The following is a 15,553-nucleotide window of genomic DNA, read 5'->3' as shown; positions in this document are numbered from 1 at the left end:
ACCAAGCACAGGCTGCAGATACTTGGGTTAAAAATGGTGCTGACTGGAATCTTTCTCAAGATGGCAGTCTCGCTAAAAACAAATGGGTACAAAATGCTGGCTCATGGTATCATTTTGACAGCACTGGTAAAATGCAGACAGGCTGGCTCAAAGAAGGCAATACTTGGTATTCACTAGCAGATAGTGGTGCTATGCGCACAGGCTGGTACAAGGAAGGCAATACCTGGTACTCACTCGCAAATAGTGGTGCCATGCGCACTGGCTGGTATAAGGAAGGTAACACCTGGTACTCATTAGCTAATAGTGGCGCTATGCGTACTGGCTGGTACAAAGAAGGCAACACATGGTACTATCTTCATTTTAGTGGTTCTATGATGACAGGTTGGGAGTGCATAAATGGTGATTGGTATTATTTTGAACAATCAGGTGCAATGGCCTCTGATAGAGTTGTAAATTCTAGTGATGGAACAGGCTATATTCTCAGCAAGGATGGACATATGTTCACTTTACAAGATAGCCCTTATAAACATGATGATATTGTTCGTTTAGGCGATGGATATGAATATCTGATTAAAGCAAAATATGATGGGAATAAATTTACTGATGTTATAGTGGCTAAAAACACTTGGTATGTCAAACCTGAGTTCAAGAAGTTTTCCGACAAATATGGGGATCATGTTGCAAATATAACCTTAGCTTTAGTGGATAATAAAGAAAAAGGACAAGAAATTGATCCTAAAGCTGTTATTCGTAATTTCCAAAATCTGCCAGGTCGATATTACTTTGGAGCAGATGGTCGTAGAGTATTACCACTTCCAGAGATGACAACTAGATCAGAAATCAAAAAAGTTGGCAATGATCTTTATCTAGAAGACCCAGGTGTACGACTTAGACTTCCGTCTACTTACTTCACAATCAATAACAATAAACTATACTATTTAGAAAATGAACAAGGTAAGCTTAAAACAGGTTACTTTGTACTGATTGATGATGGAGCAACCACTACTCACTATCACATTCTAGCCTATGCGGATCAATCCGGTGAGATTCTTAAGATGAAACGCTTGCCATCAGGAGTTAGAGATTATCTTGACAAAGAAATCGATGGTTTCTATGGTCAAAAAATTAAGATTGAATCTCCACACTCAAACGAATATTACAAAGTGGTTGTGGTTAAATAAGAAAAACGAATCGCCTAATGAGGGATGTATGGGCGATTCGTTTTTTAACTGTAATCAGCCACTACTGAATACCTTTTATAAGATTATATTTGAATTCTAAAGAAAATTAAGAAGAAACCATACTTCCAGCAGGATTGAAAAGCGCATTCATTACTTGAAAAAAGTCGCCCATTTATGTTATAATAGACTGTATTTAAAAAATTTTAAGGAGAAATGACAGAATGTCTGTATCATTTGAAAACAAAGAAACAAACCGTGGTGTCTTGACTTTCACTATCTCTCAAGACCAAATCAAACCAGAATTGGATCGTGTCTTCAACTCAGTGAAGAAATCTCTTAATGTTCCAGGTTTCCGTAAAGGTCACCTTCCACGTCCTATCTTCGACAAAAAATTTGGTGAAGAGTCACTTTACCAAGACGTTATGAACGCTCTTTTGCCAAATGCTTATGAAGCAGCTGTAAAAGAAGCTGGTCTTGAAGTGGTTGCTCAACCAAAAATTGACGTAACTTCAATGGAAAAAGGTCAAGACTGGGTTATCACTGCTGAAGTCGTTACAAAACCTGAAGTAAAATTGGGTGACTATAAAAACCTTGAAGTATCAGTAGATGTTGAAAAAGAAGTAACTGACGCTGACGTTGAAGAGCGTATCGAACGCGAACGCAACAACTTGGCTGAATTGGTTATCAAAGAAGCTGCTGCTGAAAACGGCGACACTGTTGTCATCGACTTCGTTGGTTCTATCGATGGTGTTGAATTTGATGGCGGAAAAGGTGAAAACTTCTCACTTGGACTTGGTTCAGGTCAATTCATCCCTGGTTTCGAAGACCAATTGGTAGGTCACTCAGCTGGTGAAACTGTTGATGTTATCGTAACATTCCCAGAAGACTACCAAGCAGAAGACCTTGCAGGTAAAGAAGCTAAATTCGTGACAACTATCCACGAAGTAAAAGCTAAAGAAGTTCCAGCTCTTGACGATGAGCTTGCAAAAGACATCGATGAAGAAGTTGAAACACTTGCTGAATTGAAAGAAAAATACCGCAAGGAATTGGCTGCTGCTAAAGAAGAAGCATACAAAGATGCCGTTGAAGGTGCAGCAATTGATAAAGCTGTAGAAAATGCTGAAATCGTAGAACTTCCAGAAGAAATGATCCACGAAGAAGTTCACCGTTCAGTTAATGAATTCCTTGGAAACTTGCAACGTCAAGGTATCAACCCTGACATGTACTTCCAAATCACTGGAACTACTCAAGAAGACCTTCACAAACAATACGAGGGAGAAGCTGAGTCACGTACGAAGACTAACCTTGTTATCGAAGCAGTTGCGAAAGCTGAAGGATTTGACGCTTCAGAAGAAGAAATCCAAAAAGAAATCGAGCAATTGGCTACAGACTACAACATGGAAGTTGCACAAGTACAAAGCTTGCTTTCAGCTGATATGTTGAAACACGACATCACAATCAAAAAAGCTGTTGAATTGATCACAAGCACAGCAACAGTTAAATAATCTTATACTCTTCGAAAATCAAATTCAAACCACGTCAGCGTCGCCTTACCGTACTCAAGTACAGCTTACGGCTATCTTCCTAGTTTGCTCTTTGATTTTCATTGAGTATTAATAAACAAAAAACCCACCTGATTAGGTGGGTTTTCTTATGCACTATTTTCCAAAAATCTCTTTGAGGTCTGCTTCGGTAATCCCAATCATGACGGGGATACTGTCCCAGTTTTCTTCTGTCAGGATGTAGGCTTGTTCAGAGGTGCTTGATGTGGCTGTTTCAGAGACAGCTGGTTGCTTTTCTTCAACATTATCTAGTAGGTCACTGAAGCGTTCAATCAGATAGGTTTTTCGGGCAGTTCCGATATGTTGTGTAGCATAGTCAAAGGCCTGTAATTCGCCTAGTAAGATAAGTTTGCTTTTGGCGCGTGTAATGGCTGTGTAGATGAGATTGCGCTCTAGCATACGCCTACTAGCACTAGTGATAGGCAGGATGACAACAGGGAACTCACTTCCCTGGGACTTATGGATACTCATGGCATAGGCCAGGCGAATTTTGTACCATTCGTTACGTGGGTAAGAGACCTCGTTGCCATCAAAATCAATGACAATCTCGTCTTGTTTCGACTCGGTGTATTTGCCAGGAATCAGGTCTGTGATGGCTCCCAAGTCTCCATTAAAGACATTGATTTCAGCATCGTTGACCAAATGAATGACCTTGTCGCCCTTACGATAGTGGCACTGGGGAGCTTCAAAACTGAGTTGGTCCTTTTGTGGTGGATTGAGCAGGTCTTGCATAAGTTGGTTGATGGCATCAATCCCTGCTGTCCCTCGGTACATGGGAGTCAGAACTTGAATATCACGGGCAGGGATACCACTTCTGAGGGCAGCGCCTAAGATCTTTTCAATGGTAGCAGGAATATGGCCACTAGCAATCTCAAAGTAGGAACGGTCTGCTTTTTTCTGGGTGAAATCGGCTGGCAGGATGCCCTGGCGAATCTGACTAGCTAGGGTGACGATGGTTGATTCTTCGCTTTGTCGGTAAATTTTTTCCAAGCGAGTCTGAGGAATCAAGGGAATATGAAGCAGATCAGAAAGAACTTGGCCAGGGCTGACAGACGGTAGCTGGTCGCTGTCGCCCACGATAAGGATTTTACTGTTAGAAGAGATGTTGGAGAAGAGTTGATTGGCCAGCCAAGTATCCACCATGGAAAATTCATCCACGATGATAAAGTCGGCATCCAGATAATCTTCCAGATGACTAGTATCATCGTCACCTGTCATTCCTAAGTGGCGGTGTATGGTCGCGCTAGGCAAACCTGTCAATTCATTCATGCGCCGAGCGGCTCGACCGGTTGGAGCGGCAAGAAGAATCGGCAAGTTGCTTTTTTTCCTGAGGTCAAGTCCTTCTAAAAGAGCATAAACAGCGATAATCCCATTGATAACAGTTGTCTTACCAGTACCAGGTCCACCTGTCAGAATAAAGACCTTGTTCTGGATAGCGTCGCAGATCGCCTGTTTTTGAATGTTATCATACTCAATCTCCAGATCTTCTTCGACAGTAGCGATATGTTTTTGAATGGTTTCTAAATCCTGGCTCTTCTGTTTTCCTTTTTCAAGGATACGAACCAAGTGACTGCGGATGCCTTCCTCAGCGAAAAAGAGGCTGTTGTCAAAAATTTTGGTATCAATCTGCTGAACCTTGTCTTCTTCGATCAGGTAGGAGAGCTCTTGGGCCACTTGGCTGGGATCCAGTTCCACGGGACGAGAAGATTCAAGGAGAGTTAGGGTTTGTTCCAGCAAATCCCGTGCTTCAACATAGGTGTCCCCTGTTTCCATACAGGACTGAAAAAGACTATGAACTAGACCGGCGCGGAAGCGTTCAGGAGCCTGACTTTCGATACCTAGTTCTTCTGCTAATTGGTCAGCAATGGTAAATCCCAAGCCCTTGATATCCTCAACCAGCTGGTAGGGATAATTTTCAACCACATCAAGGGTTTCTTCTTTGTAAAAGTCTTGAATCTGAAAGGCTAATTTATTGGGAATACCGTAGTTGGCTAGTTTGGCCAAAACCATTTCCGTTCCGTAGTTGAGACGGAGAGTGGAGACGAAAGCCTCGCGATTTTTGGCAGAGAGTCCTGCGATGCCTTCTAACTTTTCTGGATGTTGCAAAATTTCGTCAATGGTATTTTCGCCATAGGTATCCACAATTTTCTGAGCAGTCTTGAGACCAATCCCCTTGAAATGGCTACTTGAAAAGTACTTAACCAAGCCCTTGCTAGTTGGTTTTGCGCGTTCATATCGGCTGATTTGCAGTTGCTCCCCATACTTGGAGTGCTGGACAATTTGTCCCCAAAAAGTATAGTCTTCTCCCTCAATCACATCAGCCATGGTGCCCGTGACAATGATTTCAAAATCATCAAAATCCTGTGCGTCTGTATCTTCGATTTCTAGGAGGAGGATGCGATAAAAATTGCTGGGATTTTCAAAAATAATCCGTTCAATGGTTCCTGAAAAATAAACTTCCATAAGATTCCTTTGCATAAATAGGTGAGAGTTAATACTCTTCGAAAATCAAATTCAAACCACGTCAGCTTCGCCTTGCCGTACTCAAGTACAGCCTGCGGCTAGCTTCCTAGTTTGCTCTTTGATTTTCATTGAGTATAACTTTGTTTCTATCTTAATCAAACTGGGTAGTGAATAATTATCGTCTCACGATAGAAGAAGAGGCTGAGATTGCTGATTCTCGGCCTCTTAGGTCTCTTAAAATGTTCCGATACGGGTGATTGGCCAGAAGCGGAATTTAGCTTCCCCTGTGATATCTTTTGCTTTGAAGGTACCTACGTGGCGGCTGTCGCTCGAAACCAAGCGGTCATCTCCGAGGAGAAGGTATTCTCCTTCTGGGACAGTAAAGCTAAAGTTGGTGTTGTAGTTGACATCAACTGTGAAGGCTTGAGCTTTTTCAGCGATACTTCTAAAGAAAGTTCCTTTATTTCCTTCAAATCCCTTGCCTGAATAGGTGCTTTGGAGTTTGTCATCCTTGAAACGTTTGATGTAATCAGCTAGGTAAGGTTCATCTGTCTCTTTGTCATTGATGTAAAGTTTATCATTTTCGTAACGGATGGTATCGCCAGGCATTCCAATCACGCGCTTGACGATGTCTTTATTGCCATCTTCCTCATGGGCCACCACGATATCAAAACGGTCAATAGGGAGGTGCTTAACGACAAAGAGAATTTCGCCATCCGCTAGTGTCGGATCCATGGAATGTCCTTCTACGCGGACGTTACTCCAAAAAAAGATACGGCTTAAAGCTAATAATGACAGAATCAGGAGGAACAATCCCCACTCTTTTAAGAAATTTTTAAATGAATTCATAACTTACCTTTCTAAGCGTTTTTTCGCTTTTTCAGTATTTTTAAAGTGCAGTTTGGCGCAGAAGTTGAGTCCCTGCATACCATAGGCTTGCAAAATCTGGCTAGCCACCTTATCAGAAGCCGTTCCAGCTCCACTTGGAAGTTGATAGCCCAGTTCTCGTCCTAGATTTTCAAGATTTTCTAGAAAGAGATCACGCGCAATGATGGAAGAAACTGCGACAGCCAAGTATTTGCCCTCAGCCTTTTCTTCTAAGCTGATAGGATTGCTGAAACGATTGGCCTCTTGTGCCAAGTACTTGTCATAATTTTTAGCACTGGTAAAGGCATCAATCACAATTTTCTCAGGCTGAATGCCTTTTTGAAGAAGGAGATAGATAGCCTGATTATGGAGGGCAACCTTAACCGAAACAGCGTTGTAGCGGTCTCCGATGACCTCGTTGTACTTGCTTGGTGAGAGAAGGAGTGCCTGGTGCTGGATTTTTTCCTTGAGAATGGGAGCAATCTGACGAATCTTTTGGTCTGTCAGAGTCTTAGAATCCCCCACATCGAGTTTTCGCAAGAAGGCATGCTGGTCAGGTGTGACAAAGGAAGCCACAACTGCAAGTCCACCAAAGTAGGAACCATTTCCTACCTCATCTGTCCCAATCAAAGGGAGATTTTGTCCGCTGGTTTCCTCTACAACTTGATAACCAAAGAAACGAGCATATTTCTCAGCTCCTTCACCCTGAAGCAAGACCTTTCCAGAAGTATAGATAGAAACCGTTGATTGAGGTAGTCGCAAAAAGTAGCGAATATAGGGATTCTTGCTGGGAGCCAGACTGGTTTGATAGTGTTCAAGAAAAGCCTGAATCTCCTTTTCGCTTGGTGTGAGTGTTATACTTGCCATAGTTTCTATTGTACCATAAAAGCAGGCAAATTTGTAAAAACTGACAAAATTAGCGAATTTTGGTATAATATCGTGAGGTGAATTTTATGGCAAATCTAAATCGATTCAAATTTACATTCGGGAAAAAATCATTAACCTTGACAAGCGAGCATGATAACCTTTTTATGGAGGAGATTGCCAAGGTTGCGACAGAAAAATACCAAGCAATTAAAGAACAAATGCCTAGTGCAGATGATGAAACAATCGCTCTTTTGTTGGCGGTCAACTGTTTATCAACTCAGCTCAGCCGTGAGATTGAATTTGATGATAAGGAGCAAGAATTAGAAGAACTCCGTCACAAGCTTGTGACTTGCAAGCAAGAACAGAGCAAGATTGAGGATTCCTTATGATTTCACTCCTTCTTCTATTGGTCTTGGCTTGGGGATTTTATATCGGCTATCGGAGAGGCCTGCTCTTACAGGTTTATTACCTGATTTCAGCTATGGCATCAGCTTTTGTGGCTGGCCAATTTTATAAGGGGCTGGGAGAACAATTCCATTTATTGCTCCCTTATGCAAATCCGCAGGAAGGTCAGGGAACTTTCTTTTTCCCATCGGATCAACTCTTTCAGCTGGATAAGGTCTTTTATGCAGGTATTGGCTACTTGCTTGTATTTGGGATTGTCTATAGCATCGGTCGTTTGCTTGGTCTCCTCTTACACTTGATTCCTAGTAAAAAACTGGGTGGTAAGTTGTTCCAAGTTTCAGCAGGCATCTTGTCCATGTTGGTAACCTTATTTGTCTTGCAAATGGCCTTGACCATACTAGCAACCATTCCCATGGCAGCTATACAAAATCCTCTTGAAAAGAGTATCGTTGCAAAACACATCATCCAAAGCATACCGGTAACAACCAGTTGGCTCAAACAAATCTGGGTGACAAATTTAATCGGATAAAAAGGGCAGGAGTTTTCCTAGCCCTTTGTTTACAGATTGACTAGAATCTATCAGAATGTAAAAAGCTACCACACCTAGACATTCAAAGACAAGGAAATAAAGATGAATAAGAAAATATTAGAAACATTAGAGTTCAATAAGGTCAAGGCTTTGTTTGAACCCCATTTGTTGACCGAGCAGGGCTTGGAGCAATTGAGACAGCTAGCTCCGACTGCTAAAGCGGATAAAATCAAACAGGCTTTTGCTGAGATGAAGGAAATGCAGGCTCTCTTTGTCGAGCAACCGCATTTTACCATTCTCGCAACCAAGGAAATTGCAGGAGTCTGCAAGCGGTTGGAGATGGGGGCGGACCTCAATATCGAGGAGTTCCTACTCTTGAAGCGCGTACTTCTTTCCAGCAGAGAATTGCAAAGTTTTTATGCTAATCTGGAAAATGTCAGCTTGGAAGAATTAGCCCTTTGGTTTGAGAAATTACACGATTTTCCACAATTACAAGGAAATCTTCAGGCCTTTAATGATGCAGGTTTCATTGAAAATTTTGCCAGTGAAGAATTGGCGCGAATCCGTCGAAAAATCCATGATAGCGAGAGTCAGGTACGTGATGTTTTGCAAGACTTGCTCAAGCAAAAAGCGCAGATGTTGACGGAAGGGATCGTAGCCAGTAGAAATGGCCGTCAGGTTTTACCAGTCAAAAACACTTATCGTAACAAGATTGCAGGTGTCGTTCATGATATTTCTGCCAGCGGAAACACCGTCTATATCGAACCCCGTGAGGTGGTCAAACTGAGCGAAGAAATCGCTAGTCTGCGAGCAGATGAGCGTTATGAAATGCTTCGCATTCTCCAAGAAATTTCTGAGCGTGTCCGCCCACATGCTGCTGAGATTGCCAATGATGCTTGGATTATCGGTCATCTAGACTTGATTCGTGCCAAGGTCCGCTTTATCCAAGAGAGGCAAGCAGTTGTTCCTCAGCTATCAGAAAATCAGGAGATTCAACTGCTCCATGTCTGCCATCCTTTGGTCAAAAATGCGGTTGCGAATGATGTCCATTTTGGTCAAGATTTAACAGCCATTGTCATCACAGGTCCAAATACAGGTGGGAAGACCATCATGCTCAAAACTCTGGGCTTGACGCAGGTTATGGCTCAGTCTGGTTTGCCGATTTTAGCAGACAAGGGAAGTCGTGTGGGTATTTTTGAAGAAATCTTTGCCGATATTGGCGATGAGCAGTCTATTGAGCAGAGTTTGTCTACCTTCTCTAGCCACATGACCAATATCGTGGATATTCTTGGCAAGGTCAACCAACATTCCCTCTTACTCTTAGACGAGTTGGGTGCTGGTACAGACCCTCAAGAAGGAGCTGCTCTTGCCATGGCTATTCTGGAGGACCTTCGCCTGCGTCAAGTCAAGACCATGGCGACCACCCACTATCCCGAACTCAAGGCCTATGGTATTGAGACAGCCTTTGTGCAAAATGCCAGCATGGAGTTTGATACTGCCACTCTTCGCCCGACCTATCGCTTTATGCAGGGCGTGCCTGGTCGAAGCAATGCCTTTGAAATTGCCAAACGTCTAGGCCTATCTGAAGTCATCGTAGGGGATGCCAGCCAGCAGGTCGATCAGGACAATGATGTCAACCGGATTATTGAGCAACTGGAAGAGCAGACGCTTGAAAGTCGTAAACGCTTGGATAATATCCGTGAGGTGGAGCAAGAGAATCTCAAGATGAATCGTGCTCTCAAAAAACTTTACAACGAGCTCAATCGTGAAAAGGAAACAGAGCTTAACAAGGCGCGTGAACAGGCAGCTGAGATTGTGGACATGGCCCTAAGTGAAAGTGATCAGATTCTCAAAAATCTCCATAGCAAATCCCAACTCAAGCCCCATGAAATCATTGAAGCCAAAGCCAAGCTGAAAAAATTAGCTCCTGAAAAAGTGGACTTGTCTAAAAACAAGGTCCTTCAAAAGGCCAAGAAAAAACGAGCTCCAAAGGTGGGAGATGATATCGTGGTTCTCAGTTATGGACAGCGTGGTACCTTGACCAGCCAACTTAAGGATGGCCGTTGGGAAGCCCAAGTCGGTTTAATCAAGATGACCTTGGAAGAAAAAGAATTTGATCTTGTTCAAGCCCAGCAAGAAAAGCAAGTCAAGAAGAAACAAGTCAATGTTGTGAAACGAACTTCTGGTCGTGGCCCACAAGCAAGACTGGACCTTCGAGGCAAACGTTATGAAGAGGCCATGAATGAGCTAGATGCCTTTATCGACCAAGCTCTGCTCAACAATATGGCCCAAGTCGATATCATCCATGGTATCGGTACAGGTGTCATCCGTGAAGGAGTCACCAAATACCTACAAAGAAACAAACATGTCAAGAGTTTCGGCTATGCCCCGCAAAATGCTGGGGGCAGTGGTGCAACTATTGTGACCTTTAAAGGATAAGAAATATTTCGGACTTTATACAGTAAAAATTGTTGAATTAAGTTTTACTAATAAACACATTGACAAAAGCCAACATTTTTTGTAAAATAAGAATCAATTAAATACCAACACCGAATGAAGTTTAATAGAAGTGGGGAATCGTTTGATTTTCCATGACTGTAAATGGACGGAACTCTGGAGAGACCGTAAAGGCACCGAAGGGGCAAGGCAGGCAACTGCTCAAACTCTCAGGTAAAAGGACAGAGCTAGGATAGACCGCTTTTTAGCATTTATCTAAGCATTCCAGAGTACATGTATCTTGCATGTGCTCTTTCTTTTGGGGTTGAAAAGATAGGAGAAGGAAATGTTAGAATTGCTTAAATCAATCGATGCTTTTGTTTGGGGCCCACCCCTCTTAATTTTATTGGTCGGAACAGGGATTTACCTAACTGCCCGTCTAGGACTCTTGCAGGTTTTGCGTTTGCCCAAGGCCTTCCAGCTTATTTTTACCAAGGATAAGGGGCATGGAGATGTATCCAGTTTTGCGGCCTTGTGTACAGCACTCGCAGCGACAGTTGGTACGGGAAATATTATCGGGGTGGCGACGGCTATCAAGGTTGGTGGACCAGGAGCTCTCTTTTGGATGTGGATGGCTGCTTTCTTTGGGATGGCTACCAAGTATGCGGAAGGATTACTAGCTATCAAATACCGCACTAAGGACGACCATGGTGCAGTAGCGGGAGGTCCCATGCACTATATTCTTCTAGGGATGGGAGAAAAGTGGCGACCACTTGCTATCTTTTTTGCCCTGGCAGGTGTGCTAGTAGCTTTATTGGGGATCGGAACCTTCACCCAGGTCAACTCGATTACAGAATCTATCCAAAATACAACGGCTATTTCACCAGCCATCACAGCTCTTGTGTTGTCTGTATTTGTAGCGATTGCTGTCTTTGGTGGACTCAAGTCCATCTCTAAGGTGTCAACTACTGTTGTTCCTTTTATGGCTATCATCTATATTTTAGGAACTCTTACAGTTATTTTCTTTAATATTGGGAAAATCCCTGCCACAATCGCTTTAATCTTGACATCAGCATTTAGTCCTGTTGCTGCGGTAGGTGGATTTGCCGGTGCTAGCATTCGAATGGCTATTCAAAATGGTGTAGCGCGTGGTGTGTTCTCGAACGAATCTGGTCTGGGTTCGGCTCCCATTGCAGCTGCTGCGGCCAAGACAAATGAACCGGTAGAGCAAGGCTTGATTTCCATGACAGGAACCTTTATTGACACCCTCATTATCTGTACTCTGACTGGTTTGACCATCTTGGTGACTGGTGTTTGGAGTGGTGATTTGAATGGAGTTGCTTTGACTCAGTCAGCCTTCTCAACAGTCTTTTCACACTTTGGACCTGCCCTCTTAACAATCTTCCTTGTACTCTTTGCCTTCACGACAATTCTAGGTTGGAACTATTACGGGGAACGTTGTTTTGAGTTTCTCTTTGGGGTTCGCTTTATCTGGCTCTACCGTGTGGTCTTTGTACTCATGGTCTTGTTGGGAGGATTTATCGAGTTGGATATGGTTTGGATTATCGCAGATATCGTTAACGCCTTGATGGCTCTACCAAACTTGATTGCCCTCTTAGTCTTGTCGCCGGTCGTTATTGCTGAAACTAAAAAGTATTTTGACAAATAATGAAATCACACAGCTCGTGTGATTTTTTTGCTTTCATAAAAAATTTCTATCAGTGTAATTTAAAATATATATTATACATGGTATAGAATCTGTGATAGACTAGGTTTCAACAAAATGAAAAGAGGTTTTATGATGACAACATTTACTATTCATACAGTCGAATCAGCTCCAGCAGAAGTGAAAGAAGTTCTTGAAACAGTAGAAAAAGATAACAATGGCTATATTCCTAACCTAATTGGTCTCTTGGCTAATGCACCGACTGCTTTAGAAGCCTACAGAACTGTCGGAGCTATCAACCGTCGCAACAGCTTGACGCCTGTTGAGCGTGAAGTGGTGCAGATCACGGCAGCTGTGACCAATGGTTGTGCCTTCTGTGTCGCAGGTCACACAGCCTTTTCAATCAAACAAATCCAGATGAATGATGATCTTCTGCAAGCCCTTCGCAATCGTACTCCAATTGAAACAGATCCTAAATTGGATACCCTAGCTAAGTTTACCTTGGCAGTTATCAATACCAAGGGTCGTGTAGGAGATGAAGCCTTGGCTGAGTTTTTAGAAGCTGGTTACACGCAACAAAATGCCTTGGATGTGGTTCTTGGTGTCAGCCTAGCAAGCCTCTGTAACTATGCCAACAACCTAGCCAATACACCAATTAACCCAGAATTGCAACCTTATGCTTAATTAATATCTGAGAAAAATGAAGTCTGAAATAATCGGACTTCGTTTTTTTAATCCCTCAATTAAGCGCTTTTATGCTATACTGAAACTAACATGATTATTGGAGGTTAGGATGAAAAAACTCCCCTTGGTATTTTCTGGTTGTTTGCTAGGTTTGGCAGGAGCTGGAAATCTTATTTTAGATACGTTGCCGGTTCTGTCACATCTTTTTAGTCTGACAGGTTTGATTTTGTGGATATTCTTTCTGCTTCTTCATCTCTTTAATTGGAAGGAAACTAAGCAGGAATTGACCAAGCCCCCACTTTTGTCAGGAATGGCCACCTTTCTTATGGCTGGGATGATTTTATCGACTTATGTCTTTCGAGTCTTCCCTCATTTTCCTTTGGTTGCTCAAGGGCTCTGGTGCTTTTCATTTCTCTTGGATGTGGCTCTGATTGCTGGCTTCACTATCAAATTTGCCTATCCGGGTCGGAGGGTTCATGCGACTCCTAGCTGGACGGTTCTCTATGTGGGGATAGCAGTAGCAGCCTTGACCTATCCTCTTGTAGGTATCATCGAAATTGCCTATGCGACCTTGAGTTTTGGATTTCTCTTGACATTCTATCTCTACCCGCTTATTTATAGCGATTTAAAGAAACATCCACTCCCACAAGCCATGCTTGGACAAGAAGGGATCTACTGTGCTCCTTTCTCCCTACTCTTGGCTTCCCTAGTTCGAGTTGGAGGAGCCAGTCTACCGACTTGGCTCTTGATTGTCATGATCTTAGCTTCCCAATCCTTCTTTTTCTTTGTTTTGACTCGCCTGCCCAATATTTTAAAACAAGGTTTTCAACCAGCCTTCTCAGCCCTCACCTTCCCAACCATTATCACAGCTACCTCGCTCAAGATGGCTCAGGGAATCTTGAAATTTCCATTTTTGGATTATTTGGTAGTGGCTGAAACTGTTATTTGCCTAATCATTTTGCTCTTTGTATTAGGTGCTTATTTGATTTGGTTACGAAAAAAGGTCTAGCTAGAAATAGCTAAACCTTATTTTTATGGTTTGATAACTTCAGCTCCACCCATGTATGGACGAAGTGCTTCTGGGATGGTCACAGAACCATCTGCATTTTGGTAGTTTTCAAGAATAGCAGCCACTGTACGTCCAACTGCAAGTCCAGAACCGTTCAAGGTATGGAGCAATTTCACCTTGCCATCTGCTTCATCACGGTAACGGATTTGGGCACGACGGGCTTGGAAATCTTCTGTGTTTGAACAGCTTGAGATTTCACGGTAGGTATTTTGTGCTGGAATCCAAACTTCCAAGTCGTAAGTCTTCGCAGCTGAGAAGCCCATATCTCCAGTAGAGAGAGCAACGACACGGTATGGAAGGTTAAGTTTTTGCAGGATATTTTCAGCATTGGCTGTCATTTTTTCCAATTCTTCGTAAGATTCTTCTGGCTTGGCAAATTTAACCATTTCAACTTTGTGGAATTGGTGCAAACGAATCAAGCCACGAGTATCACGACCAGCTGAACCAGCCTCAGAACGGAATGAAGGACTCATAGCAGTGAAGTAGATTGGCAGGTCTTTGCCATCCAGGATTTCATCACGGTAGTAGTTTGTTAGAGGAACCTCAGCTGTAGGAATGAGGACGTAATTGCTGTCGCTGAGTTCAAAAGTGTCTTCCTTGAATTTTGGATATTGACCAGTCCCAAACATAGAATCATGGTTAACCATGTAAGGTGTGATGACTTCTGTATAGCCTTCTTTTCCATGTTCATCCAACATAAAGTTATAGATAGCACGCTCCAAACGAGCACCGAGACCTTTATAGAAGAGGAAGCGAGCGCCTGTTACCTTACCACCGCGTTCCCAGTCAAGGATACCAAGGTCTTCACCAAGATCCCAGTGAGCTTTTGGCTCGAAGTCAAACTCGCGTGGAGTACCCCAACGACGAACTTCCACATTGTCGTCTTCGTCCGCCCCAACAGGAACGCTATCAGCTGGAATATTTGGAAGAGTAGTGGTAAATTCTGTCAATTTAGCATCGATTTCTGCCAATTCAGCATCCAAGGCTTTGACCTCAGCAGATAGAGTTTGCATGGCAGCAATCTTGTCATCTGCATTTTCCTTATTGCGCTTAGCTTGAGCAATCTCAGCAGAAACTGTGTTACGTTCTGCCTTGAGAGTTTCAACCTTGACCAAGATGTCGCGACGTTTAGCGTCGATTTCTTTCATCTCATTTAAGATAGTAGCATCTACACCACGTGTAGCCAATTTTTCTGCGACAGCATAAAAGTCTGTACGAATACGTTTGATATCTAACATAAGAACTCCTTTATGAAAAAAGCACACCTGACAAAGCGTTGGAGTGGCAGGGCCACGGTTCCATCCAACTTCACAGGTGTGCACTTGATTGTGTATGCAATTGTTACTAACGGTAGAATTTCACCTATCCCTCCTATCTGCTCGCAGCCCCCGCAGACTTTCTGAAAGAAGAAGATAACCTACTTATCCGTTGCTATGATTATACTAAAGTTTCTACTTTTTTGCAAATAGATTTTTAAATTTTTGGCTAATTGTCTGAATCAGGGTCGGAAGTTTTACGACCTTGTCATTGCCCAGTTTTTCGCGAGCAATTTTAAGAATGGCACCTGAGTCTTTTGAAGCAAAGAGGAATTTTCCTCTGTCTGTAAAGACTTCGAAGTGGCGACTGATTTTTCGCCCAGTGACATTGGCCCCAATCTGGTTGATATGGCTCCAAGGAATCTGGATAAATTGTTCGACATTGACATCTGGGTAAAATTCCAGAGCCTGATCTCCGACAAGAAATTTCCCAACTTTCCCAGCTATAGAGAGGTAGGAGGTACCTGTTGTATTGAGAAGCACTGTTTTGTTAAGAGATTGGGCCATG

General features: G+C 42.8%; 13 protein-coding genes and 1 riboswitch. Of the genes, 8 read left to right on the top strand and 5 right to left on the bottom strand.

Annotation, left to right across the window (positions count from 1 at the left end; all coding sequences use genetic code 11):
* The coding region (locus M1G05_RS05650) for an N-acetylmuramoyl-L-alanine amidase family protein (protein ID WP_247953307.1) at positions 1 to 1,181 on the top strand (1,181 nt) is incomplete at its 5' end.
* 221 nt (positions 1,182 to 1,402) lie between these two features.
* Positions 1,403 to 2,686, top strand: coding sequence for a trigger factor (gene tig, locus M1G05_RS05645; RefSeq protein ID WP_070479836.1), 1,284 nt, complete (start codon positions 1,403 to 1,405; stop codon positions 2,684 to 2,686).
* Positions 2,687 to 2,839: 153 nt separating this feature from the next.
* Here the strand turns inward: tig and recD2 are convergent, their stop codons facing one another.
* From recD2 to rnhC, 3 genes are all read right to left on the bottom strand, one after another.
* A complete protein-coding gene (recD2, locus tag M1G05_RS05640) occupies positions 2,840 to 5,206 on the bottom strand; it encodes an SF1B family DNA helicase RecD2 (RefSeq protein ID WP_247953306.1) in 2,367 nt (788 codons plus the stop codon).
* 234 nt (positions 5,207 to 5,440) lie between these two features.
* Positions 5,441 to 6,055 carry a signal peptidase I gene (lepB, locus tag M1G05_RS05635; protein ID WP_004245100.1) on the bottom strand — a complete coding sequence of 205 codons (615 nt, stop codon included), beginning with the start codon at positions 6,053 to 6,055 and terminating at the stop codon, positions 5,441 to 5,443.
* A 3-nt stretch (positions 6,056 to 6,058) separates the two neighbouring features.
* Positions 6,059 to 6,940, bottom strand: coding sequence for a ribonuclease HIII (gene rnhC / locus M1G05_RS05630; RefSeq protein ID WP_247953305.1), 882 nt, complete (start codon positions 6,938 to 6,940; stop codon positions 6,059 to 6,061).
* An 86-nt stretch (positions 6,941 to 7,026) separates the two neighbouring features.
* Between rnhC and zapA the strand changes: the two genes are divergently transcribed.
* From zapA to M1G05_RS05600, 6 genes are all read left to right on the top strand, one after another.
* A complete protein-coding gene (gene zapA, locus M1G05_RS05625) occupies positions 7,027 to 7,329 on the top strand; it encodes a cell division protein ZapA (protein WP_000002019.1) in 303 nt (100 codons plus the stop codon).
* Entirely contained in the window at positions 7,326 to 7,874 is a 549-nt protein-coding gene (locus M1G05_RS05620; protein ID WP_000624513.1) for a CvpA family protein, read from the top strand. Before zapA ends, M1G05_RS05620 begins: the two co-directional genes overlap by 4 nt.
* 102 nt (positions 7,875 to 7,976) lie before the next feature.
* Entirely contained in the window at positions 7,977 to 10,313 is a 2,337-nt protein-coding gene (locus M1G05_RS05615; protein ID WP_173214203.1) for an endonuclease MutS2, read from the top strand.
* Between the two features lie 164 nt (positions 10,314 to 10,477).
* A riboswitch (glycine riboswitch) is annotated at positions 10,478 to 10,566 on the top strand.
* A gap of 90 nt (positions 10,567 to 10,656) precedes the next feature.
* The gene (locus M1G05_RS05610) at positions 10,657 to 11,979 is read left to right on the top strand and encodes an alanine/glycine:cation symporter family protein (protein WP_049544781.1); all 1,323 of its coding nucleotides are present in this window, start codon (positions 10,657 to 10,659) and stop codon (positions 11,977 to 11,979) included.
* Positions 11,980 to 12,111: 132 nt separating this feature from the next.
* A complete protein-coding gene (locus M1G05_RS05605; RefSeq protein WP_000206768.1) occupies positions 12,112 to 12,660 on the top strand; it encodes a carboxymuconolactone decarboxylase family protein in 549 nt (182 codons plus the stop codon).
* A 109-nt stretch (positions 12,661 to 12,769) separates the two neighbouring features.
* Positions 12,770 to 13,669 carry a TDT family transporter gene (locus tag M1G05_RS05600; protein ID WP_247953304.1) on the top strand — a complete coding sequence of 300 codons (900 nt, stop codon included), beginning with the start codon at positions 12,770 to 12,772 and terminating at the stop codon, positions 13,667 to 13,669.
* Positions 13,670 to 13,692: 23 nt separating this feature from the next.
* Here the strand turns inward: M1G05_RS05600 and serS are convergent, their stop codons facing one another.
* Both serS and M1G05_RS05590 read right to left on the bottom strand, forming a co-directional pair.
* The gene (gene serS / locus M1G05_RS05595) at positions 13,693 to 14,967 is read right to left on the bottom strand and encodes a serine--tRNA ligase (RefSeq protein ID WP_247953303.1); all 1,275 of its coding nucleotides are present in this window, start codon (positions 14,965 to 14,967) and stop codon (positions 13,693 to 13,695) included.
* A gap of 213 nt (positions 14,968 to 15,180) precedes the next feature.
* Positions 15,181 to 15,552 carry a DUF956 family protein gene (locus tag M1G05_RS05590; RefSeq protein ID WP_000079350.1) on the bottom strand — a complete coding sequence of 124 codons (372 nt, stop codon included), beginning with the start codon at positions 15,550 to 15,552 and terminating at the stop codon, positions 15,181 to 15,183.
* Between the last annotated feature and the right edge of the window lies 1 nt (position 15,553).

It is taken from the genome of Streptococcus mitis (assembly GCF_023109515.1).
In the GTDB taxonomy this organism is placed as follows: Bacteria; Bacillota; Bacilli; order Lactobacillales; family Streptococcaceae; genus Streptococcus; species Streptococcus mitis_CS.
Note: the sequence above shows the minus strand (reverse complement) of the source record. Positions and strands in the feature narration are given on the sequence as shown.